Here is a 23,017-nt window from a genome sequence, read left to right on the forward strand (position 1 = left end):
ATGTTCCTTACGCGTATCAGCGTCAACCATCCGGTCTTCGCCACCATGATGATGGTGACGATCCTTGTCCTTGGACTCTTTTCATATGGTCGACTAGGCGTCGATCACTACCCCGAGACCGACCTCCCGATCGTCGTGGTCGAGACCACCTACACCGGAGCGTCACCGGTATCGGTCGAAACCGAGATCTCACGGACGATTGAATCGGCGCTCAACACGATCGGCGGCATCGACAGCATCACCTCGGAATCCTACGAAGGACGTTCGATCGTTGCGGTCCAGTTCGAACTCGATGTGGACCCAAAAATCGCGGCGCAGGAGGTACGCGAGAAAGTTGCGCGGCTGCAAGCGACGTTCCCCGACGGAGTGGATACACCTCAAGTCTCGCGCTTCAAACCGGACGACCAGACAATTCTCTCTCTTGCGGCATCCTCGTACAGCCGGACGCTGCCCGAAATCACCACGCTTGCCAATCGCGTGATCACTAATCGCCTGAGCGTCATATCCGGCGTCGGCCAGATTTCACTGGTTGGCGGTAGCGAGCGGCAGGTTCTCGTGATTGTGGATCCTGATCGTTTGGAGGCTTATGGCGTCGGTGTCTCTACCGTCATGGATGCAATCCGACGCGAGAACCAGGACCGGGCGGCGGGAACGCTCATATCCGGCATTAACCAGCGGATCGTGACGGTCGAGGGACGCATCGCGGACGCTTCAGGCTTCAACAGCATCATCGTCGCTCAAAGCGGCGGCTATCCCGTCTACCTCTCGGACGTGGCGACTGTTCTCGACACAGGCGCTGAAGTGACCAGCCGTGCGAACTTTCAGAGCATGACATCTCTTGGGGTGGATATCGTCAAGATCCGCGGCGCGAACACGGTAGAGGTAGCGTCCGCGCTTCGCAGGGAAATCGCTGCGTTGAACACAGAACTAGCAAAGGAGAACGTTCAGCTCACCATCACGCGTGACAACTCCCGGCCCATAGCCTCCCAGGTTTCCGAAGTTCAGCGGACGCTGATCGAAGGCGGTGTTCTGGCCGTGCTGGTCGTGTTCGTGTTTTTGAACTCCTGGCGATCCACGGTCATCACCGGCCTTACGCTCCCCATTTCAGTCATCGGCACATTCGCGACCATCTACGCTTTCGGCTTCACGCTGAACGTCATGACGCTGATGGCACTCTCCCTGTCGATTGGTATTCTCATTGACGACGCGATAGTCGTTCGTGAAAACATCACCCGGCATCTCCATATGGGCAAGGATCATGTCAGGGCGGCGCTCGATGGCACCAACGAGATTGGCCTTGCCGTTCTGTCGACTACACTGTGCATTGTCGCGGTGTTTCTACCTGTGGCGTTCATGGGCGGGCTGATTGGTCTCTTCTTCCTGCAGTTTGGCGTTACCGTCGCCGTGGCCGTGGTGATTTCGCTCTTTGTCTCCTTTAGCCTCGATCCGATGCTGTCGAGCGTTTGGTACGACCCCCAATCTCAAAAAGGTGCTAAGCGAGGCTTCTTCGGTCGGATGATTGAGCGATTCGATCAATGGTTCGAGGGTCTCACGAGCCGGTACCGCTCTGTCATTCACTGGTCATTCGACCACCGGAAAACGACGATTGCTGTTGTCGTTGGCATGTTCGTTGGCAGCCTGGTGCTTGTGCCGCGCATCGGAACTGAGTTTTTGCCGCCAGCCGACCAGGGTGAAGTGAGCATATCGCTAGAAGCCAACGAAGGCGCTTCCCTCGATTATATGGCCGCAAAGGTCGGCCAAGTCGAACAAGTGCTGCGGGAATTCGATTATGTCGCCTCGACCTATTCCACCATCAACTCCCGCGGAGTGCGCGGCTCGAACCAGGCCATGGTGGCCGTGCAACTTGTGCCCAGCGATCAACGGAGGCTGACGACGGCGGAAACCATTGATCCCATCCGTCAGCGGCTTGCTAGAATCGCCGGCCTAGATATCTCCGTCAGACAGCCTTCCGGACTGAGCGGATCGTTGAAGCCGCTGGAACTCTCGATTCTCGGGGATGGTGATGAAGAGCTGCGACGGCTCTCCGATCAAATCACCTCGGCGCTCGCGGCTATCCCAGGCGCGACGGAAATCGAATCTTCGATTGAAAATGTTCGACCAACGCTGGCGGTCCGGGTACGCCGAGAGGCGGCGAGCGATCTGGGCGTGTCGATCGCGATGATCGGCGATACGCTCAGGCCACTCATCGCCGGCGATGCGATATCCGTATGGAACGGCCCCGACGGAGAGCCCCATGATGTTGTGGTGCGTCTGCCCCCGACCGGCCGACGGGATGCCGCACAGCTCCGCAATCTCACAATCTCGACCGGCCGTACGGACGACAACGGCAAGCCGGTAACAGTATTGCTGGATCAAGTCGCCGACGTCGTCGAGGGCACCGCGGCTGATGCAATCACCCGCAAGGATCTATCGCGGGAGGTCCGCATATCCAGTAATATCGAAGGAAGAGCTTTGGGCGACGTTGCGGCCGATCTGAACGCCGCGATCGCAAAGATGGACATCCCGGTCGGATTTCGCATCTCGTTCGGCGGTGATGCGAAGAACCTGGCCGAGAGCACCGCCTATGCACTCCAGTCGCTGGTGCTAGCCGCAATCTTCATCTACATCATTCTGGCTTCTCAGTTCGGCTCCTTCATCCAGCCAATTGCTATTATGATGACATTGCCGCTATCCCTGATGGGCGCCCTACTTGGTCTTCTGTTTACCGGATCGACTCTCAACATGTTCTCGATGATCGGCTTCGTCATGCTGATGGGGCTGGTGACCAAGAACGCGATTCTTCTCGTCGACTACTCCAATCTAGGCGTTCGGGAAGGCAAGAGTCTGCGTCAGAGCCTCGCTGATGCCGGAGCGGTAAGGCTCCGGCCGATCGTAATGACGACCCTCGCCATGATCTTCGGTATGCTCCCGACGGCCTTGGGCTTAGGCGAAGGCGGCGCGCAGCGCGCCCCGATGGCCCATGCGGTCATCGGCGGGTTGATATCCTCGACCCTCCTCACTTTGGTCTTTGTGCCTGTCGTACTCACGTACCTCGATGCCTTGGCCAGGCGCGTCAAACGCTGGCTCACGCATCCTGCAGAGACGAACGCCTCGGCTCAGCCCAACGACTTCGATAAGCACGAAAGTCGTACTGTCTCTGTCGCAGGCGAGCAGACCACGACAACACCGATCGGACGTCAGTTCGGCACAGCAAATAAGTGAGGTCGTATGCATGAAATTTCCCTCGCGGACGTACCGGGGTTGGTTGGCCAGGAACTCGGTACATCCAAATGGATCACTGTCGATCAAAGGATGATCAACCTCTTCGCCGATGCGACCCATGACCATCAATTCATTCACGTGGACCCGGAACGCGCAGCGGCCGAAAGCTATGGAAAGGTATGCTTTCGCGCTCTGCGCGCATCGAACTTCGTGCTCGAGGTCGCCAGGTCCTGTGCCGGGAGACGGACGCACGCGCCAACCGGCCGAGAAGCACTAGAAAGCCAAGCCCGCTCCAAACACCTCGATCGCGTAGAAATACAGTTCGGCGTCAAGAGCGCGCTTGCTATTAGCGGAATGTCGAAACCCGTGCCGTTCTCCGAAACAAGGAAACACCCAACCGGCCTAGCGCAGTGCCGAAGCGCAGCAACAATCGCTCGGGTATGATTCGGCGGCACCACCGCGTTCCTCACCGTGAAAGAGGGACAGCAATCAGCACGCCGCCAGCATCGTGGCGAATGCGATCGGGTTTGCCAGGACGCGATCGGCCGCTGCAAAGAAGAAGAACACAGCATTGCTGTAACGGCATTATCGCCGCTCGTTGAACGCCAAGCGATGCTCCACATAGAACGCCGAGGTGTCTATGGGCCGCTTCTCGTTCGCGGTCAGTTTCTTGATATACTGCTTCGTGGGGCCGTTGGTGGCGGTGAGAGGGCAGGCGCGGTCAGCAACATGCAACAAGGTTCAGTGCCGATGTCAATCTTTTGCTGACTTTTCCTGGCGCACATCCTTGGGGCCCAGGAGCAAAGCTGTGCTGGTAAAACTTACGTCTGAGCTCAACCACTCGAACATGGAGTAATCGCGGCGCGACCGTCTCTGGTTTTTGGGCTGGTGAGGGTGGTTGCCCCCGATAGGATGGAAAAACGGGCTCTCGATTGGAACCGGGGCCAAACATCGGATGGAGGCAACCTTGAACCAATATATTGGCCTTGATGTTTCATTGAAAGATACCGCAATTTCGATCCGGGAGGACGGGAAACGGATCTGGCGGGGGAAATGTCCTTCGGATCCCAATCTTCTCGCGCAGATGATCCGCAAAAAAGCTCCGCGCGCGCGGCGCGTCGTATTCGAAACGGGACCGCTGTCGACGTGGTTCTATCACGCGCTGACGAGCGAGGGGTTGCCGGCGGTCTGCATTGAAGCGCGGCACGCGCAAAAGGTATTGAACGAAACGCTCAACAAAACCGATGCCAACGATGCGGACGGTTTAGCTCAACTCGCTGAAGCAGGCTTTTACAAAGCGGTTCGCGTCAAGTCGTTTGACGCTATGATGGCCCGCACGTTGGTGGCTGCCCGCGAACAGCTTCTGAACATCTCAACACAACTTGGCAATCAAATCCGCGGTCTGATGAAGACCTTCGGTCTGATCATCCCAAAAGGGAAGGGTCGGGTGTTTGATGGCGATGTGCGGAAGCTTTTAGATGGGAACGTCGAGCTTGCGAAGATTATCTTGCCTCTTTTGGAGGCGTGGTACGATATCCGCAAGCGCGCAGCCGATCTTGGTCGCCAGCTGCTTATAGTGGCCCGTCGGAGCGAAGCCACGAAGCTATTGATGACGATTCCGGGAATCGGCGCGGTCACGGCGGTGTCCTACGTTACAGCAATTGAAAATCCAGAAAACTTTCGAACGTCGCGCTCGGTGGGCGCCTGGCTTGGGCTGACAACCCGGCGTTATCAGTCAGGCGAGGTCGACTATGACGGCCATATCTCGCGAAGGGGTGACAATCGTTTACGTGGGTTGCTTTATGAAGCAGCGACAGTGCTTCTGACGAGAACCAGTGCCAGGACGGAGAGCAGTCTCAAGCGTTGGGGACTTAAGCTGCGCGAGCGACTTGGCTTCAAACGGGCCGCCGTGGCCGTCGCCCGGAAACTCGCGGTCATCATGCACAGCATGCTCAAGACGGGAGAAGTGTTCAACGCATCGGCTGGCGCGACCATATAGGAGACGTTTAGCCTTCCTCCCTCAGCGCGCCATCTAACTTTGGGTGCTGAGCGTCCCTGCTGCGGACGTGGGCAGGATCATTCCGCTTCTGGTGGCTGCAGCTCGTTGAGACTGCGCCTCGAACATCAGGAAGATCCCACCTGCGAAAACCATTGTGCGGCGACATTTGTCGACCGCGGAGACAACCCTGCTCCCAGCATTGGATAGCTCCGAAGGACACGGCCGGTGAGGGCGGATCCAGCCAATCAGTTCAGCCGGTTTGCCTGTCCCGCAAGCCGGAAAGGGTCGCTGAATGCTCAAACCAGCTTGACGGATGGACTGCGATTAGACAACCACCACAGTTCACTCCGCCGCTTCTGCGCCGACAATCTCCGCCGCGTCGATTCAACCATCACGTCGGAACCGCTCGAGCGCGCGCCGGTCGTGGATCTGGATCATTCGACCTTTTACCATGACGCCCGACTCGCGTAGCCTCGAAAAGGCGCGCGACAGGCCTTCCGGGGCAAGGCCGAGCTTGCCCGCGAGCACGCGCTTCTGGAACGGGAGGCGGAACGAGAAGCTGGCCGTGTCTTTCGGACAATGGCTGAGAACATAGTTTGCAACGCGCTGAGGGGCGGTGAGCAGGCGATCTTCCGCGAGCAGGTCCTCCGTCATCTTGCCGCGATGGCACAGATGCTCGATCATTGCTTGCGCCATGTCGGGATCTGCCGCGGCAAGCTGCCGAAGCTTGCCGCTATCGACCTGCACGACGATCGATGCTTCGGCGGCAACGGCGCTGGTCGTGGCGCGCTGGCCCAAAAACATCGCGTTCTCGCCGAACATTTCGCCTCTTGCGAGTACGGCAACGTCGGCCTGGCGCCCGTCCTTTCCCAGCCGGCAAAGCCGGACCAGACCGGAAAGCACGAAAAACACATCGGCAATGTCGTCGCCCTGATGGAACAGGACGTCCTGCTTTTCAAAGGTCGATAGCGTCGCTCCTTCGACAATAGCCTCGACGCTGGAGCCCGGCAGCCGCGCGAAAAAACGGGAGGCGGAAAAGATCGCCCGATCCCTCGAAGTCAATTGCAAGGTCTTCATGCACGTGCCCTAACAAGATCACATCAATCTAGCCTTCTTGCGGAAAAGTTGGTTGACCTCGGTCAAACAACTGAAGAGCCTGTCAGTCTTGCGGTCTGCCGTCGCCGTCGTCGAGAACGCGCCAGGACGCACCGTCCAGATCTTCATATTGTCCGCTCTTCAGCGCCCAGAGGAAGGCGGCGAGGCCGAGACCGCCGAGGACCAACGCAATCGGAATAAGATAGACCAGCGTGTTCATCTGCCGCTCCCTGACGGTTGCGTAGCGGCGGCAGACCATCTGCCTTCGTCGGCGCTCGACGATGCGAGGCCGTTCAGCCGCAAGGCATTGGCAACGACGATCAGCGACGAGGTGGACATCGCGACCGCCGCTACCAGAGGTGTCGCATAGCCGAGGATCGCAATCGGGACGGCAATCAGATTGTAGCCGATTGCCAACGCGAAATTCTGGCGGATCAGGCGGCCCGCCCGTCGCGACGTTGCGATCGCGAAGGGGACGGCGATCAGCGGCTGATGCATGAACACGAAATCCGCCGCCTGACGGCCCACGTCGGCCGCAGTCGCCGGCGCCATCGAAACGTGGGCGGCACGCAAAGCCGGCGCGTCATTGATGCCGTCGCCTACCATCAGCGCCCTGCGACCACTGTCAGAGACGTCAGCGCAGACTTGAAGCTTGTCGCGAGGCGACAGTTCGGCCTTCCAGTCTTTGATCTCCAATTGCTCCGCGAGTGCCTGTACGACCGGCTTGCGGTCGCCGGACAATATTGCGACCGTCAGTCCCATTTCGCCGATTTGGTCAATCGCGCTCGCGGTTGCCGGACGCAGACGATCCTCGAAGCGAAAGCATGCAAGCTCCCGCCGATCAACAGAGAGGACCGCCTCCGATTGCCCGCTTCCTGAACCCGGCCCACCAGTCGCAAAGTTCCGGCTGCCGAGCCGGTACACACCGCCCGGCGTCTCAACCTCGATTCCTGCGCCGGGGATCTCCCGGATTTCGGCCTCGAGCGGCGACACTCGCGGTGCGGCGTCCTGGAACGCCGTTGCGATCGGGTGCTTTGAGTGCACGGCAAGCGCAGCGGCCATGGCGAGGGCATCGGGCGCAATTTCCGCCGCGTTCACCAGCCACGGCCTGCCGACCGTCAGCGTGCCTGTCTTGTCGAACAGCACCGTGTCGATTTCGGCGAGCCGCTCCATGGCCGAGCCATCCTTGACCATGACGCCGCCTCGAAAAAGCCGTCCGGCGGCAACGACCTGTACGACGGGCACTGCAAGCCCCAATGCGCAGGGGCAGGTGATGATGAGGACGGCAACGGCGACCAGCATGGCATGGCGAGCATCGCCTTCGATGATCATCCAGCCCACGAAGGTCAAAAGCGCAAGCAAGTGGACGACCGGCGAATAATATTGTGCGGCACGATCGGCAATTCGGCGATAGCGGGCCCTGCCGCCTTCGGCCGCCTCCATCAGACCCATGATTTCGGCCAGGAAGGATTCCCGCGCACTCGCCGTCGCCTCGAGCACCAGCGAACCCGTCAGGTTGAGCGTGCCGGCCTCGACGATATTGCCGGCGGTTACCGGCATCGGCGCGCTCTCACCGCTGACCACCGCGCGGTCGAGATCGCTGCTACCCAAGACCACGCGTCCGTCGACCGGTATTCGCTCGCCGGCAGCGATCATCAGGCGCTCACCAGGTTTGATCTCGTCGATGGCGCGGTATTCCCGCGAACCGTCGGCATGCAAGACTGTCGCTCCGCGCGGCGACAGCCGCGCCAGACCGCTGATCGCGGAGCGTGCACGGTCCCGCATCATGTGGTCGAGCGTCCGGCCGATGAGCAGGAAGAACAGGAGGGTGACCGTCGCATCGAACCAGGCATGCGTCCCATGGCTAATCGTCTCTAGTAGCGACATGCCGTAGGAGAGCGTGACCGCAATTGCGATCGGTACGTCCATGTTGGTCCGCCCGTGGCGAAGCGCGTTCCAGGCGGATTGGTAGAAGAAGCGGCCGGCATAGATCAGCGCCGGCCCCGCCATCATGGCCGATACCCAGTGGAAGAGATCGCGTGTAGCCGCGTCCGCCCCCGACCAGACGGAGACGGAAAGCAGCATGATATTGGCCGCAGCAAAGCCGGAAACGGCGACCGCGCGGATCAATTGCTTCAGGACGGCATCGCCTTCCTCCCCGCGGGGGGTGAAGAGATGCGTCTCGTAGCCCCGCTCGCTGATGGCGCGCACGAGTTCTGCAGGATCGCTGCGTTTACCGGCAACTTCCTCCTTCCAGACGATCGAAACGCGTCGGGAGGAAAGATTGACGCGCGCCCGCTCGACTTCGGGTCTCGCCCGCAACGCCGTCTCGAGCGTTGTGATGCATGCGCCGCAGTGGACGCCCGGCGCGCTGAGATCCGTCTGGCGCAACCCGTTCCCAAGCGCCCGGCTGGCGAGCCACAGCTCCTCGGAAGAGGGCAGCCCCTGCCCCGCCGCGTCTGCAATAACGGTCGTGCCGACCGCCGTGGCACAGCAGCTCATCGGCCCTCTCCCGGCGCGATGAAACGAACCGCCTGCCGGTAGACGAGCGCTCCACCCGCCATAGCCGTCACGTCCGCGATCCACTGCCCCGGTTTGAGCGCCTGCGTCGAAATGAACACACCCTCACCATCGGCAACGAGCTCGACGCGGACATCCTCATGCGCCTCGACGGGCCGTTTGAGCACTGCGACAACCTGATCGACCGCCCGCTCCGGCTCGCCTCTTCGGGTCAACACATAACGGAGGCCGTTCTCGGCGGTAAGTTCGCCCTTGATGCCCCTTGCCGCAAAGGCGCGTGTCTCCGCCACCTTGCCATTAAACTGCTGGTTGGCGACGTAGGCGTTCTCGACGACGAGGCCGCTCCAGCTTCGGCTGGCATTCCAAGCCATGACGAAGTTTACGGACATGATGGTGCCGAAGAACAGCGCCATCACCGCCACCATATGCCATCCGGTAAAACGACGCGGTTCACTGCGTTGGCTGATCATAGCGGCTCACTTTGCTGTTTCCGGTTGATTGAAGTTCGCGCGGTAGACATCCCGCTCGTGGCTGGAAGGGTCTTCGGCTCTGAAAGAAATGCCTTCCTCCGCCTCTGCGAGCTTTGCTTTCGGCACCGTGACGAACACCTTGAGCGACGTCACCTTGTCCGGATCTACTGCAACTGAAAAGCTGCGGCCGTCGCCCTGCGCCCGGCCCGCAATTCGCATGTGCGCCGACGGCATCCCTTCGAGGGCGAGCGTAATGCGCCGCTGCTCGGGGATCATGTTGAGCAGCTTGATCATGTAACCGTTGCGGACGGAACCGTCGGACTCGACCACATATTGCGGATTTCGGTCATGCAGTACGTTCAGCTCTAGTCTGTCGCGTGAGACGAGCGCGTAGAGCAGGCCGAGCCCAACGAGCACCCAGACGCCGAAATAGACAAGAACGCGCGGACGGAAGATGGTCCGCCAATTGAAATGCCTGATGCCGGCGACGAAGGCGCCGTTGGCGCCGCGCACGCGCCGAGGATCGATCGTAGTCGCACCGCCGTCAGTGGCAAGAGCCATGTTAGCGGCATAGTCGCTGAGCGTCGCATAAGAGATCAAACCGCGTTCGCGGCCGAGCTTGTCCATGACGCCGTCACAGGCATCGATGCAGAGCGCACAGGTGATGCATTCGAGTTGCTGGCCGTCACGGATATCGATCCCCATGGGACAAACCGCAACGCAGGCATTGCAGTCGACGCAGTCGCCGACCACCTCGCCGGCTGCGGCTGCCTTTTTGGCATGCCGCGAGCGCGTCTCGCCGCGCCAGTCGTTATATGTGACGACCAGCGAGTTTTCATCGAGCATCGCAGCCTGGATGCGCGGCCAGGGGCACATATAGGTACAGACCTGCTCGCGCATGAGACCGCCGAACACGTAGGTGGTGGCGGTAAGGATCGCCACGGTCATGTAGGCCGCCGGCGGCGCCTGAAGAGCGGCGAAGCTCTTGAGGAGCGTGGGAGCGTCGGCGAAGTAGAATATCCAGGCGCCCCCCGTCGCAACGCCGATCACCAGCCAGATCGCATGCTTGGCAACCCGCTTGCGAATCTTGTGGAGCGTCCATGGCCCGGCATCGAGGCGCATGCGGGCATTGCGGTCGCCCTCGATGAAGCGCTCGATCACCAGAAAGAGATCTACCCAGACCGTTTGCGGACAAGCGTAGCCGCACCACGCGCGCCCGATGGCCGAGGTCACCAGGAAAAGGCCGAAGCCCGCCATGACGAGGAGCCCGGCGACGAAAAAGAATTCCTGTGGCCAGATCTCGATGAAGAAGAAATAGAACCGCCGCGCCGAAAGATCGATCAGAACTGCCTGGTCGGGCGCATGCTCACCGCGGTCCCATCGGATCCAGGGCGTCATATAATAGATGCCGAGCGTCACCAGCATTACCAGCCACTTGAACCGGCGGAAGCGGCCCTCGGCTCGTTTGGGGAAAATCTTTCGCCGTTTCTCGTAAAGCGGCTTGCGGTGACGCGCGGCATTGACGGGCTCGGCTTCGAGCCGCTCGACTGAGCCAGCTTTATGCGCGGGCTTGTGAAGCATTTGGGCAGTCCCGACTAGAACTCGATTGTCAGATGCGGTTTTGCGCCATGTGGCGATTGCGCGCCTTGATCTGCGTCAAGTTGGCGGGCGGGCGCCGCCACCGGCAGTGAGAGCCACCCTCTCCGGGATACGCTCGACCGTGTGTCAGACCCGATTTGAATGGATCGAACCTTGCGGCGGCCGTTTCTAATCGCCATTTTGCTCCGCCGGCCGCGCTGCTGTCGCGCGGCCGCCAGGATTCCGCGCTTACTATTCGCCGCCGCCCAGAGAATGGACGAAGATCGCCAGCTCTTTCACCACCGGATCGCCTATGCGCTGGAGCCAGGCGGGCATGACGCCATGCTTTGGCGACCGCATCTGATCGATGATCGCCTGCTCCCCCTCACCCTTGAGCCAGATCGCGTCGGCGAGATTGGGCGCGCCGAATTCGCGGCTGCCCTTTGCATCTGCACCATGGCATGAGGCGCAATTGTCGGTGAAGAGCTGCTCGCCGGTTTCCACGAGTGCCGGGTTGGAGGGTATTCCGGTGAGGCTCACGACATAGGCTGCGGTTGCGCGGAGCTCCTCCGACGCCAGCATGTCGGCAAAGGCCGGCATTTCCGACACCCGCGTCTCCCCGTCACCTTGGTGACGGACGCCATGCGCGATCGTCTGGTAGATCTCCTCGGGTTTGCCTCCCCAGAGCCACTCGTCATCGTTCAGGTTCGGGAAGCCCTTGCCACCGGCCCCGCCCGAACCGTGACATTGGGCGCAGTTCACCTTGAAAGCGGAGGCTCCGGCCGAGATGGCGAACTGCTTCAGTTGCGGATCGGCCATGATGTCCTCGACCGTCCTCGAGGCGATGCGTTCAAGGTTGCTGGCCTGCGCGGCCTTGGCGGCGGACAACTCCGCGGTGACCTCGGCGCGGCTAGAATAGCCGAGCACGCCCTTGGTCGCCTCCGTCAGCATCGGCCAGGAGGGATAGGCGATCGCGTAGCAGACAGCCCACAGAATAGTGGCGTAGAAGGTATAGACCCACCAGCGCGGCATCGGGTTGTTGAGCTCTCGGATGCCGTCCCATTCGTGCCCGGTGGTGTCTACGCCGCTCACCTCGTCAACGTGCTTATGCTTGTCCGCCATGGATCAGTCCTCCTTCAGGGGGATGGCAGAGGCCTGAGCGGCGGCCTTTTTGGCGCCCGGCCGGAAGTTGAAAAGGACGACACCGAGGAAGAAAAACGTCATGCCGAGCAGCCCCCAGCTATCGGCAAAATGGCGCAGGGCCGTGTAGGTTTCCATCTGCGTTCCTCTCAGCGGTAGCCCGTGGTGTTGTCATAGGTGGAGAAGTCTACGAGCGTGCCCAGCATCTGCAGATAGGCGACGAGCGCGTCCATCTCCGTCAGCCTTTGCGGGTCACCGTCAAAGTCACCGACCTTGGCCTTGGGATAGCGGGCCTCGACGCCCGACGTATCGGAGTTGGGATCCGCCTGAGCTTTGAGGTCCGCGGCCGCATTGTCGATCATCTCTTCGGTGTAAGGAACGCCGACGGCTCTGTTGGCCTTGAGTTTCATGGAAACGTTCTTAACCTCGAGCGGTGCCTCCTTGAGGAAAGCATAGCTCGGCATCACCGATTCCGGCACGACCGAGCGCGGCTCGATCATGTGCTGGACGTGCCATTCGTTGGAGTAGCGGTCGCCGACACGGGCGAGGTCCGGCCCGGTGCGCTTCGACCCCCATTGGAAGGGGTGATCGTACATCGACTCCGCCGCCAGAGAGTAATGGCCGTAGCGCTCGACCTCGTCGCGGAACGGGCGGATCATCTGACTGTGGCAGACATAGCAGCCTTCACGGGTGTAGATGTCGCGGCCGGCAAGCTCCAGCGGCGAATAGGGCCGCATGCCTTCGACTTTCTCGATCGTGTTTTCGAGATAGAAGAGCGGCGCGATTTCCACGATTCCGCCAATGGAGACGACGAGCAGGGAGCCGACGAGCAGCAAGGTGGCGTTGCGTTCAATCAGCCCGTGTTTGTCGAAAATGGACATGATCTACACTCCTATCGCGCAGACGCGGGCTGCGGCGCGGCGCCGACGATCGGGGCTTCGTCGCGCACGCGTCCGAGGATCGTCATTGTTACGTTGAAGGCCATGACGAGTGCGCCGGCGAGGAACAGGGCGCCGCCGGCGGCGCGCATGACATAGTAGGGGAACATGGCCGCGACCGTTTCCGCGAAGGAATAGACGAGGAAGCCCTGGTCGTCGTATTCGCGCCACATCAACCCCTGCTGGATGCCGGCAACCCACATGGCGGCGGCGTAGACGACGATGCCTAGCGTGGCGAGCCAGAAGTGCCAATTGACCATGCGCAGGCTGTAGAGCCGTTCGCGCTTCCAGAGCTTCGGCACCAGAAAATAGACGGCACCGAATGTGATCAGGCCGTTCCAGCCGAGTGCGCCGGAATGCACGTGGCCGATGGTCCAGTCGGTATAGTGGCTGAGCGAGTTGACCGTCTTGATCGACATCATCGGTCCTTCGAACGTCGCCATGCCGTAGAAGGCGACAGCCATGACCATCATTCGGACGACGGGATCGGTACGGATCTTGTCCCAGGCGCCGGAAAGGGTCATCAGGCCGTTGATCATGCCGCCCCAGGAGGGCATCCAGAGCATAATGGAAAAGGCCATGCCGAGCGTTTGAGCCCAGTCCGGTAGCGCCGTGTAGTGCAGGTGGTGGGGACCGGCCCATATGTACATGAAGATCAGCGCCCAGAAGTGGACGATCGACAGCCGGTAGGAATAGACGGGACGGTTCACCTGCTTGGGGATGAAGTAGTACATCATCGCCAGGAACCCGGCCGTCAGGAAGAAGCCGACGGCATTGTGCCCGTACCACCATTGCGTCAGCGCGTCCTGCACGCCCGCGAAAGCCGAATAGCTCTTGGAGCCCAGGAATGATACCGGCACGGCCAGGTTGTTGACGATGTGCAGCATGGCGATGGTGACGATGAAGGCGAGATAGAACCAGTTCGCCACATAAATGTGCGGCTCCTTGCGCTTGAGGATTGTGCCGAGAAAGACGATGAGATAGGCGACCCAGACGATCGTCAGCCAGAGGTCGACATACCATTCAGGCTCGGCATATTCGCGGCTCTGGGTGATGCCGAGCAGATAGCCGGTTGCCGCAAGCACGATGAAGAGCTGATAGCCCCAGAACACGAACCAGCCGAGATCGCCGCCGAAAAGACGCGCGCGGCTGGTGCGCTGGACGACATAGAAAGAAGTCGCGATCAGCGCGTTGCCGCCGAATGCGAAGATGACGGCGGAGGTGTGCAACGGACGGACCCGGCCAAAATTAAACCAGGGTTCGACGTTAAGGTCCGGGAAAGCGAGTTGCAACGCCACGATCACGCCAACGAGGAACCCCACTACGCCCCAGAACACGGTGGCGATGACGCCGTATTTCACGACCTCGTCGAAGTATTCTGTTTGGCGGGCTTCGCGACGCGCGGCCACCGGCCGGAAGTTGACGCGGCGCATGAGCACTAGCGTACCGCCGATCAGCGCGAAGAACAGAACCCACAGATGCGCGCCGAATAGGTGGTCCTGGGCAAAGCCGGCTCCGACCAGCGCCACGAAGGCGCCGGCAGCAAGCACGACTATCTCGACTGAATGTTTCATGAAAGGCCCCAACTCTTTTCCAAACTGGCGTACGACTCGGCACACAGTCCGCCGGAGTCTTCTGAGAATTGTCACAGCGGAGTTCTCGATACCTTGATCCAGATCAAGGTCGCGCTTCGACCGCTCGCAAAGCATGTCTCGAAAGTTGAGAACGGGGGGCGGGCGGCGAGGCAAGACGTGGGGCACCCGGGGGGGTACTACGCTCGATCTGTCTATATGGAGGGAGACCAAACTCACCTCGTAGGCTGAAAGACCGGTCGTCTCGTCGGATCGGCGCACACAAGTATGCGCCGACGGCTCTGAAATCTTTCGGCGGCATAAGGTGTCAGTCCGCTTGGCTCGCACCAGTGGCCTTCTTTTCAACTCGGACAATGCATGAAGCTGCTTGCTGTGGCGGGCTGCCGCTGCCGGGAGCTTGCGGTGTCGATCTGGTAGGAGCGCGCTCTTTCACTCGCGCTATCAAATTGTCGATCTGAGGACGACCTTGCCACGCACTCAGTCCATTTTCTGGGCGGGGCTTGCAAAACCATAGAGCCCGTTGCTCGAGGCGCTTAGTTGATCCACATGGGCTGTCCCAGCAGGTCGCTCGCGCCCAATCTCCGGCCGCAACGAGCCATGACTTTCCTGGCCGTTTCTGGCGAGCATCGCTCTCCTCCTCGGCTGGATCCCGGGATGAGCTGGAGCGGGATGAGGTCGGAAAGGACCAGCTTTTCCTCATCCCGCTCCAGGCCCTGGCCACCACCCCTCCCCGAAGCGACGCGGAGAGCGACGGCGCCGGTACAGCGCGCAGACGGCCTCAGTTGCAAAGCGACCGGAGAGCGTCCGGCTTCATGATGTCGATCGTTTTTGCATCTCTAAGGGCGATGACGCTCCGCTCTTTCAGTTTTGTCATCACGCGCGATACCGTCTCGATCGTGAGGCCGAGATAGTCCGCAATGTCCTGCCGCAACATCGGCAATCGCACCTGCCTGCCCCCTCCTTGACGTTCGCAAAGGTCGACCATGAATGCCGCAATTCGTTCCTCTGCACACTGCCGGCCGATCACCAGAAGGTGCTGTTGGGCGCGCGCCATGCCGGTCAAGGCGAGAGCGAGAAGTTCCCGCGAACGCTCCTGCATATGCCGCCGCCCGAACACGGCCAGTGTTGTTTCGGTGACGGCCTCGGCAAAGAAAGAATGGTTGGAGCCAGCTTCGAAACCGAACATTTCACCTGGAAGATGAAAAGATACGACCTGTCGCCGTCCGTCCGAGAGCAGGCGATAGACACGCACGGCTCCAGTAGAAACCTGATAGCACTTCTCGATCAAATCGCCCTCGGCATAAATCTCCCGACCAGCCTTGTAGGTGGCGACAAGGTGGGGCGCAGAAATTTGGGTCCGTGCAACGTCTTCGGCCGGTTGGAAGGACTGTTCTTTGGGTTGTGCAGCGGCGTACATGTCGTGTCCCCTGTTCAGTGTGGGGACAGATTGACAGTTCACGCGACTTGGAGAAACTCGGTTAGACCACTACGGGAAATTACTTAGCCGCTTCGATCAGGCTGTTGATCACGCCGAGCAGGTCGGGACCGGTGAACGGCTTCGTCAAGACGTTGTCGACAGGCGCTTGGTGCGCCGACAGCCCGTCAACCAGCAGAATGGCCCTCGCTCCGAGCTTCTTGAGGAATTGCGCGGCGGCCTGCGGCTCTGATCTCAGTATCTCATCGTCGAGAATTGTGCACAGCGCCTCACGGGAAGAGTCTTCGGCCTTCTGCACGGTGTCGTAGGACTCGGTCGAATATCCTTCGACCTCAAGCGCGAAAGCCACGGACCTTCGGAGTCCGTGGTCGGCTGCAACGACGACAATGCTTCTTCCACCTAACAAATTGAAATCCCGCTCATCTGGCGTGTGTTGGCAGCCATCAGCCGGCATTAGAGCGCTTGCGGCAATGCGACGCATTGCGCGAGATCAACTCGGCCAAGTTAGGGAGGACCGAAACCCGCGGCGAGAGCCATTCGAACAAGATGCGCAAGGCTCTTTGCTTTCATCTTGGTCATCACGTTGGCGCGGTGCACCTCAACGGTGCGCGGGCTGATGTCCAGGTCGTAGGCAATCGACTTGTTGGGAAGGCCCGCCACCACAGCCGAGAGCACCTGGCGTTCTCTCCCACTGAGAGTCTGCAGGCGTGCCTGAATGTCGACGACTTCCTCTGCATCGGCTTCCGGAACGGCCAGATGTTCAGATGCTCTCTCGATCGCCTCAATGATCACGGAATTCTCGAAAGGTTTCTCGATAAAATCCACGGCCCCGGCCTTCATGGCCTCCACCGCCATGGGCACGTCGCCGTGCCCGGTGATCACGATCGAAGGTATCTTGATTTTGCGGTCGCCGAGGTTGCGCAGCAGATCGACGCCGGACATTTCCGGCATCCTCAGATCCGTCACGAGAATCCCGTTTCTGACGCTCGGTGCGAAAGCGCTAAAGGCACCGGCCGATTGATGAATTTTCACAGCGAAGCCGTTCATCGTCAGCATGAAGGCAAGCGATTTCCTGACTGCCTCTTCGTCATCGACAATGTGCACCGTAAAGTCAGTCATTGGCATCGATCCGTTCATCTTCATATGCGGGAAGCGTGAAGCGGAAAGTAGCCCCACCGGCCGTGTTTTTCGAGACAATCATCTCACCGCCATGCGCCTCGACGAGGCGTTTCGAAATGGAAAGCCCGATGCCCATTCCGCTTGCCTTTGTCGTAACGAACGGCTTGAAAAGCTGACCGGCGATTTCCTCTGGAATGCCTCCGCCCGTGTCCTCGACGACCACGGCAACCGCGCCCCGATCAGCCGGCATCGTCCGGATCGTGAGTTCTCGGCCCTCGACGTGGCGCATCGCCTCAATCCCGTTACGCATCAGATTGATGAGGACTTGCTGGACCTGGATTCGGTCGACCATTACCATTTCGGCACCGGGCAAATATTCGAATACGGTCCGGACACCTTGCTCGCGAGAACCGACCAGAGCCAGCGCGGCGGCCTCCTCCACCAGCTTGCGAATGTCTTCCGGGGCCTTTTCCGTCTCGCCCTTCGTGACGAACTCCCTAAGATGCTTGATGATCTGGCCGGCCCGCAGCGACTGGCTGGCCACCTCTTCAAGCGCCTCGCGCATTCGCGTGGCGACGGCGCCGTCCATGTCACGTAACAGCCTCGTACAGCCATGCGAATAGTTGGCGATCGCCGACAACGGCTGGTTCAGTTCGTGGGCAAGCGTCGACGCCATCTCGCCCATCTCGTTTAAGCGGGCCAACCTCGCAAGTTCAGCCTGGATCTGCTCGAGCCTCGCAGCGGACTCCTCCCGCTCCGTGAGGTCTCTGATGAAGCCAGTGAAGAACCTCTCACCCCCTGACTGCATCTCCCCCACGGCGAGTTTCATCGGAAAGGTCGATCCGTCCTTCCGTTGCCCGGAGACGACCCGATCGATGCCGATGATGCGCTTTTCGCCAGTTCTTACGTAACGCTGCATGTATCCGTCGTGGTCGTGGCGATAGGGTTGCGGCATCAATATGCGCAGGTTCTGGCCAATGACTTCCTCCTCCGCATATCCGAACTGCCGCACGGCCGCGGCGTTGAAGGAGACGATTGTACCATCGGTGGCACTGACTACAGTCGCGTCCGGAACAGTATCGAGTATGGATCTCAGATGCGCATCGCGGGCCTTCACGACCTCCTCCGTCCTGCCGATGGCGCGTCTCGCCGCCTGGAGTACTTCCGCGAGAGCCATGGTCAGAAGCACCGCCACTCCGAAGGAGATCAACTCAACTAAGCTCGGATCGGAGGCGTTCTCGAGCTGCTGAAGAGTGGCCGCTGCGGCAAATGACAGCCCGGCCGCAAAGGCGACCAGACCCGATCGGCCGGCAATTGCGACGAGAAGGATGACGGGGGTGAAGGAAAGGAGAATGGCGCTACCGCCCAAGAGCTTCCATAGCCCCAAGCGCAGCGCAACAACACTCAACACCGCCGCCGTCGTGAGAATGTAGGTCAAGGTGCGATTGAGTTGCCATCTGATGAGCGACCGCCCGAGCCGCGTCCCTTCGACAATGCGCGTTGACTGCATTCCGTTATCCACTGCAGGAACGAACTGTCGTTGTGTACAGATTGTCGCGACTGGGTCGCGGCCGGCCGCACACTCTCGCGCCTCTATAATCCATTTTGGTGCCAGTCAGCCATCCGCTCGTCTGAACAAATCGTGCCATGATTCAGCGCCGATGGGCGTCATTCCCTCATGGCCTTTCATGAGTCATCTCCGGTTGAGTCTCGTCCCTACTCGGCTGCGCTAGGGTAAACTTGTCATAAATGCAAGGCGCAAAACGGGTCCGGCGACTGGTTCCGTTACACCAAACCCGTTCCTCATGTGGCTGGTGGGCCCAGTTACGGAAGGGCAGCTACGAGAGCGGCGTCGAGGCGCTCCCGCGCCTTCTTCGGCAGTTTGCCGGTTTTCACCTTTTCGACGTTCGCAGGCGCATCTCCGACAATCACAACGCCGACCATGCCCATGCCGACATGCGGCGCGCATTTGACGGCGTAAATGCCCGGTGCATCGAACGTAACCTTATAGGTCTCGTTCATCTTGCTCTTGAAGGGCCTTGCGCCGTCGGGGATCATGTCCTTGATCGTCTCGACGTTATGCCCCTTGTCCTTTGGGACGAAGGTGACGCTGTCGCCCGGGTTCATCTTGACGAATGCCGGTTCGAACACCATCGCTCCCTCAGCACCGTTGTTGAGCATGTGAACTTCGAAATCGGCCGCATATGCGCTGCCGGCGAACGCCGCAAGCAAAACGGCAGCGGCAGCGCCCTTTGAGAATGTCTGCACGGAATTCTCCTTTGGTTTAAGAACCCTACTTGGTTCCTGCAGCAACGAGATACGATAGATACGACGCTGTCTCTTTGATGCTCGTCAAACCACTGGATGAAGCTGTGTGTTTTTGAATGCGAAGTGGAAGAGCCTTTGTCGCGGATTCTTGACATTGCTCAAAGAGAAAGACGCGGAGCCTGTCTAGGATCGTCTCAGTTCTGTCATCCGCTACAGGGGGCTGCCTTCATGCAACCGGATCTTGTCGCCAAATATGGCGAGGCACGCCTGCCCCGCTACACGAGCTATCCGACCGCACCGCGCTTTTCGCCGACCATCGACGCTGGCACCTATGGCGGTTGGCTCGCGGCCACACCGGCGGAAAAGCCGGTATCCCTCTATCTGCATATCCCCTTCTGCCGCTCGATGTGCTGGTATTGCGGCTGTCACACGACGATCACCCAGCGCGACCAGCCGATCCTCGACTATCTGGACATGCTGCGCGAGGAAGTGCGCCTGGTCTCGGTGGCGGCGAGGAAAAACCTCGCCGTCGATCACGTGCATTTCGGAGGCGGAACGCCGACGATCATGAAGCCGCAGGAGTTTCATGATCTCATCCGCGTTCTGCGCGACCGTTTCGGGTTCACGAAAGACGCCGAAATCGCGGTGGAAATCGACCCGCGAACGCTCGAACGGGAAATGGCGAAGGCTCTTGGCGAAGCAGGCGTGCGCCGCGCGAGTCTCGGCGTCCAGAGCTTCGACTCGGTCGTGCAGAAGGCGATCAACCGGAATCAGAGCGAGGAACAGACGATGGAAGCCGTTGCCCGGCTGCGGCGGGCAGGCGTCGACAGCATCAATTTCGATCTCGTCTACGGCCTGCCGCACCAGACTGTTCAATCCTGCGTCAACACGGCCGAGGCCGCTATCGCCATGCGGCCCGACCGCTTCGCCGTCTTCGGCTATGCGCATGTTCCGTCCTTCAAGAAACACCAGATGCTGATCGACGAGACCGCGCTTGCCGATGCGGAGGGCCGGATCGTCCAGGCGGAGGCGATCGCTGCAACGCTCGTTGCCGCCGGTTATCGCCGCATCGGCCTCGATCACTTCGCCCGCGCCGACGATAGCCTGGCGGTCGCACAAGCCGTGGGGCAATTGCATCGCAACTTCCAGGGCTATACGACCGATGCCTGCGATACGCTGATCGGTTTCGGCGCTTCGGCGATCGGGCGGACGACGAAGGGCTATGCACAGAACGAGGTGCCGCCCGGCCTCTATGCGCAAAAGATCGCTGCCGGCCGTCTCGCCACAATGAAAGGCTATCGTCTTACCGAGGAGGACCGGCTGCGGGCAGCGATCATCGAGCGGCTGATGTGCGACTTTTCCGCGGACATTCCGGCCATTGCCGCCGCGCACGGCTTTGATCCCGGCATCGTGCTCGAAAACAATGCGAGGCTCGTCATGCTGGAAGGCGACGGCATCCTCGAAAATACCGCCGGCGTCATCCGGCTCTGCGAGGAGGGGCGCTTCCTGATCCGTGCCGTGGCGGCCGCGTTCGATGCCTATCTGGACCAGTCGGCGCGCACGCACAGCAAGTCGGCGTGAGTTATCCGAGAAGACAGAGGGCCCCAGCATTGGTGGCACTACCAGGGCACTACCAGGCCCTTCCGTGACGGCCGCCCCCGCCTATCGCACAAGCCAGTGGTAAGCGGCAGGACCGCAGTTAGCCTACTATATGCCTTACGACGGCATAGGCGTTATGTACGAAGATCGTCGGCACGTGAGATTTCCCCTCGCGCTCAACCGGCAACTCCGAACATATGCAGCCCCGAGCGGCGCGCCGACTCTCTCATAGAGACCCGGGTTGCCGCACAAACGACGGAACCATCCATCCGGTCAAGCTAGCGTTGCCTGAATGCATTGGCTGCGAAACATCGCCTTCCGCGCGCGTGAGCATTGGACGAGATGCAAATCTCCCGCCGAGCGGAACAGATTTGATATAGCTCAAAGACACAGGAGGGCGCCCCGGTTAGTGAGATGGTGACATTCAGCATCGGAGTGCAACCATTGCCGACCTCCATCCTGGCAAAATACAGCGACCCCGGCCCCCCTTGGTACACCATTTATCCGACTGCACCGCAGTTCTCCGCGGCAGTTGGCGCCGAGGCTTATGAGCACTGGCTGAGGGAGCTCCCGGCTAAGGATGCGATATCGCTCTATATTCACATTCCGTTCTGCCGATCAATCTGCTGGTATTGCGGCTGCCCTACCAACATCGCCCGCCTGGATGCGCCGATCCTCCATTATCTCGCGGTACTGCGTGACGAGATCGGTTTGGTCTCGGAGCAAACGCGGCAGGCGCTGCCGGTGAGCGACGTGCACTTCGGCGGTGGAAGCCCTAACCTCATCGAGCCAGCAGAGTTCCTCGGTCTGATGGAGCTCCTGCGCCGCCGTTTCGCGTTCGTGGAAACGGCAGCCGTGGCCGTCGAGATTGATCCGCGCACGTTCACGCTCGGGATGGCCGAAGCCTTAGGAGCCACCGGCGTGAACCGCGCGAGCATCGGCATTCAGAGCTTCGATCCCTTAGTTCAAAAAGCGATCAACCGCGTCCAGAGTGAGGGGCAGACAGCGGCTGCCGTTGAAAACTTGCGCAGGAATGGAGTAAGCCGCATCAACTTCGACCTTATCTACGGTCTGCCGCATCAGACGGTGAAGTCCTGCGTGGAAACCGCGACGGCGGCAGTCGCCATGCGCCCGAACCAGCTTGCGGTGTTCGGGTACTCGCACATTCCGTCCGCTATAAAGAATCAGCGCTTGATCGAGAAGACAGCGCTGCCGGACAACGCTGCCCGCGCCGAACAGGCTGCGGCCGTAGCTGAGACGCTGGTTGCCGCCGGTTACCGAGAGATCGGGCTCGACCATTTCGCCTTGCCGGGAGACGAGCTCACGCTGGCGCAGAAAGCCGGTCGCCTGCGGCGTAATTCCCTGGGTTACTCGGCCGACACCTGCAAAACCTTGATCGGTTTCGGCGCGTCGGCTATCGGCCGCGTTGGCGAGGGCTACGTCCAGAACGAAGTTGCGCTGGAATCCTACAGCCGGCACATCTCAGCTGGCCGCCTGGCGACGTCAAAGGGCCACCGTCTCACAGACCAAGACCGCGTGCGAGCCACAATCATCGAGCGGCTGATGTGCGATTTGCAGGTCGACGTGGCGGCAATCTGCGCCGCCCATGGGCTGGACCCGGTGCCGTTTCTCGATACAGTAGAACGTTTGGCGATGCTGGCGGACGACGGTATCGTGGACGTTGAGAACGGATTCATCCGTGTCCGCCACGACTATCGCTTTGTGATTCGCGCTGTCGCTGCCGCATTCGACGCTTATCTCGACCGCTCTCCGTAAGCACGCCAACAGCGCGAGCAGAGATCGAGGGGAGCTCCGCGCGTCGCCAACCGACACGGCTTCGGTAAACCGTAGGCAACACTGGCCAGCTTAGCTAGTCGCAACGCAAATGACGGCTCTAATCAATCCGGCAGCAACACCGTATTGCGCATATTCCTGCCCGGCCGTAGCCGGGCTCCTCCCACTTGCCGGAAGGGATGGCCCCCTCTCCGCCGAACTGGATGTCGTCGGTCCCACCTTTCTAGTCTAGCCGGTCACTTGGGAAA

Annotated in this window: 18 protein-coding genes and 1 pseudogene; 5 read left to right on the plus strand and 14 right to left on the minus strand. The window is 60.4% G+C overall.

Annotation, left to right across the window (positions count from 1 at the left end):
* From PZN02_RS30100 to PZN02_RS30110, 3 genes and pseudogenes are all read left to right on the plus strand, one after another.
* Nucleotides 1–3,222, plus strand: a complete 3,222-nt coding sequence (locus PZN02_RS30100; RefSeq protein ID WP_280663674.1) for an efflux RND transporter permease subunit — start codon at nucleotides 1–3, stop codon at nucleotides 3,220–3,222.
* Nucleotides 3,223–3,228: 6 nt separating this feature from the next.
* Nucleotides 3,229–3,390, plus strand: a pseudogene (locus PZN02_RS30105) (MaoC/PaaZ C-terminal domain-containing protein); the annotation flags it as partial.
* A gap of 799 nt (nucleotides 3,391–4,189) precedes the next feature.
* Nucleotides 4,190–5,221, plus strand: coding sequence for an IS110 family RNA-guided transposase (locus tag PZN02_RS30110; protein ID WP_280663497.1), 1,032 nt, complete (start codon nucleotides 4,190–4,192; stop codon nucleotides 5,219–5,221).
* 384 nt (nucleotides 5,222–5,605) lie between these two features.
* Here PZN02_RS30110 and PZN02_RS30115 read toward each other — a convergent pair whose 3' ends face one another.
* The 14 genes from PZN02_RS30115 to PZN02_RS30180 form a co-directional block, all read right to left on the minus strand.
* On the minus strand, nucleotides 5,606–6,298 hold the full coding sequence (locus tag PZN02_RS30115) for a Crp/Fnr family transcriptional regulator (RefSeq protein ID WP_280663675.1): 693 nt from the start codon (nucleotides 6,296–6,298) through the stop codon (nucleotides 5,606–5,608).
* 82 nt (nucleotides 6,299–6,380) lie between these two features.
* A complete protein-coding gene (gene ccoS / locus PZN02_RS30120) occupies nucleotides 6,381–6,536 on the minus strand; it encodes a cbb3-type cytochrome oxidase assembly protein CcoS (RefSeq protein WP_252746777.1) in 156 nt (51 codons plus the stop codon).
* Nucleotides 6,533–8,818 carry a cation-translocating P-type ATPase gene (locus PZN02_RS30125; protein WP_280663676.1) on the minus strand — a complete coding sequence of 762 codons (2,286 nt, stop codon included), beginning with the start codon at nucleotides 8,816–8,818 and terminating at the stop codon, nucleotides 6,533–6,535. The genes ccoS and PZN02_RS30125 overlap by 4 nt, the downstream gene beginning before the upstream one ends.
* Nucleotides 8,815–9,306, minus strand: a complete 492-nt coding sequence (locus tag PZN02_RS30130; RefSeq protein ID WP_280663677.1) for a FixH family protein — start codon at nucleotides 9,304–9,306, stop codon at nucleotides 8,815–8,817. Before PZN02_RS30130 ends, PZN02_RS30125 begins: the two co-directional genes overlap by 4 nt.
* Nucleotides 9,307–9,312: 6 nt before the next feature.
* Nucleotides 9,313–10,887, minus strand: a complete 1,575-nt coding sequence (ccoG, locus tag PZN02_RS30135) for a cytochrome c oxidase accessory protein CcoG (protein WP_280663678.1) — start codon at nucleotides 10,885–10,887, stop codon at nucleotides 9,313–9,315.
* A gap of 249 nt (nucleotides 10,888–11,136) precedes the next feature.
* Nucleotides 11,137–12,006 (minus strand): cytochrome-c oxidase, cbb3-type subunit III, encoded by an 870-nt coding sequence (ccoP, locus tag PZN02_RS30140; RefSeq protein WP_280663679.1) that lies wholly within the window; start codon nucleotides 12,004–12,006, stop codon nucleotides 11,137–11,139.
* 3 nt (nucleotides 12,007–12,009) lie between these two features.
* Nucleotides 12,010–12,162, minus strand: a complete 153-nt coding sequence (locus PZN02_RS30145; RefSeq protein ID WP_280663680.1) for a cbb3-type cytochrome c oxidase subunit 3 — start codon at nucleotides 12,160–12,162, stop codon at nucleotides 12,010–12,012.
* Nucleotides 12,163–12,173: 11 nt separating this feature from the next.
* Complete coding sequence (gene ccoO / locus PZN02_RS30150; RefSeq protein WP_280663681.1) at nucleotides 12,174–12,905, minus strand: cytochrome-c oxidase, cbb3-type subunit II; 732 nt, start codon at nucleotides 12,903–12,905, stop codon at nucleotides 12,174–12,176.
* A gap of 11 nt (nucleotides 12,906–12,916) precedes the next feature.
* Nucleotides 12,917–14,536 carry a cytochrome-c oxidase, cbb3-type subunit I gene (ccoN, locus tag PZN02_RS30155; RefSeq protein WP_280663682.1) on the minus strand — a complete coding sequence of 540 codons (1,620 nt, stop codon included), beginning with the start codon at nucleotides 14,534–14,536 and terminating at the stop codon, nucleotides 12,917–12,919.
* 796 nt (nucleotides 14,537–15,332) lie between these two features.
* Nucleotides 15,333–15,971: a helix-turn-helix domain-containing protein gene (locus PZN02_RS30160; RefSeq protein ID WP_280663683.1), complete on the minus strand. Its 639-nt coding sequence runs from the start codon at nucleotides 15,969–15,971 to the stop codon at nucleotides 15,333–15,335.
* A gap of 79 nt (nucleotides 15,972–16,050) precedes the next feature.
* Nucleotides 16,051–16,395, minus strand: a complete 345-nt coding sequence (locus tag PZN02_RS30165; RefSeq protein WP_425336171.1) for a response regulator transcription factor — start codon at nucleotides 16,393–16,395, stop codon at nucleotides 16,051–16,053.
* 98 nt (nucleotides 16,396–16,493) lie between these two features.
* Nucleotides 16,494–17,108 carry a response regulator FixJ gene (fixJ, locus tag PZN02_RS30170; RefSeq protein WP_280663684.1) on the minus strand — a complete coding sequence of 205 codons (615 nt, stop codon included), beginning with the start codon at nucleotides 17,106–17,108 and terminating at the stop codon, nucleotides 16,494–16,496.
* Entirely contained in the window at nucleotides 17,101–18,618 is a 1,518-nt protein-coding gene (fixL, locus tag PZN02_RS30175) for an oxygen sensor histidine kinase FixL (RefSeq protein ID WP_280663685.1), read from the minus strand. The genes fixJ and fixL overlap by 8 nt, the downstream gene beginning before the upstream one ends.
* A 314-nt stretch (nucleotides 18,619–18,932) precedes the next feature.
* Nucleotides 18,933–19,376 (minus strand): pseudoazurin, encoded by a 444-nt coding sequence (locus PZN02_RS30180; RefSeq protein WP_280663686.1) that lies wholly within the window; start codon nucleotides 19,374–19,376, stop codon nucleotides 18,933–18,935.
* Nucleotides 19,377–19,604: 228 nt separating this feature from the next.
* Here PZN02_RS30180 and hemN (PZN02_RS30185) point away from each other — a divergent pair, with 228 nt between their 5' ends.
* Together hemN (PZN02_RS30185) and hemN (PZN02_RS30190) are read left to right on the plus strand one after the other, a co-directional pair.
* Complete coding sequence (gene hemN, locus PZN02_RS30185) at nucleotides 19,605–20,957, plus strand: oxygen-independent coproporphyrinogen III oxidase (protein ID WP_280663687.1); 1,353 nt, start codon at nucleotides 19,605–19,607, stop codon at nucleotides 20,955–20,957.
* Between the two features lie 462 nt (nucleotides 20,958–21,419).
* Complete coding sequence (hemN, locus tag PZN02_RS30190; RefSeq protein WP_280663688.1) at nucleotides 21,420–22,751, plus strand: oxygen-independent coproporphyrinogen III oxidase; 1,332 nt, start codon at nucleotides 21,420–21,422, stop codon at nucleotides 22,749–22,751.
* Nucleotides 22,752–23,017: the final 266 nt, after the last annotated feature.

The sequence above is a fragment of the Sinorhizobium garamanticum genome (assembly GCF_029892065.1).
GTDB lineage: Bacteria > Pseudomonadota > Alphaproteobacteria > Rhizobiales > Rhizobiaceae > Sinorhizobium > Sinorhizobium garamanticum.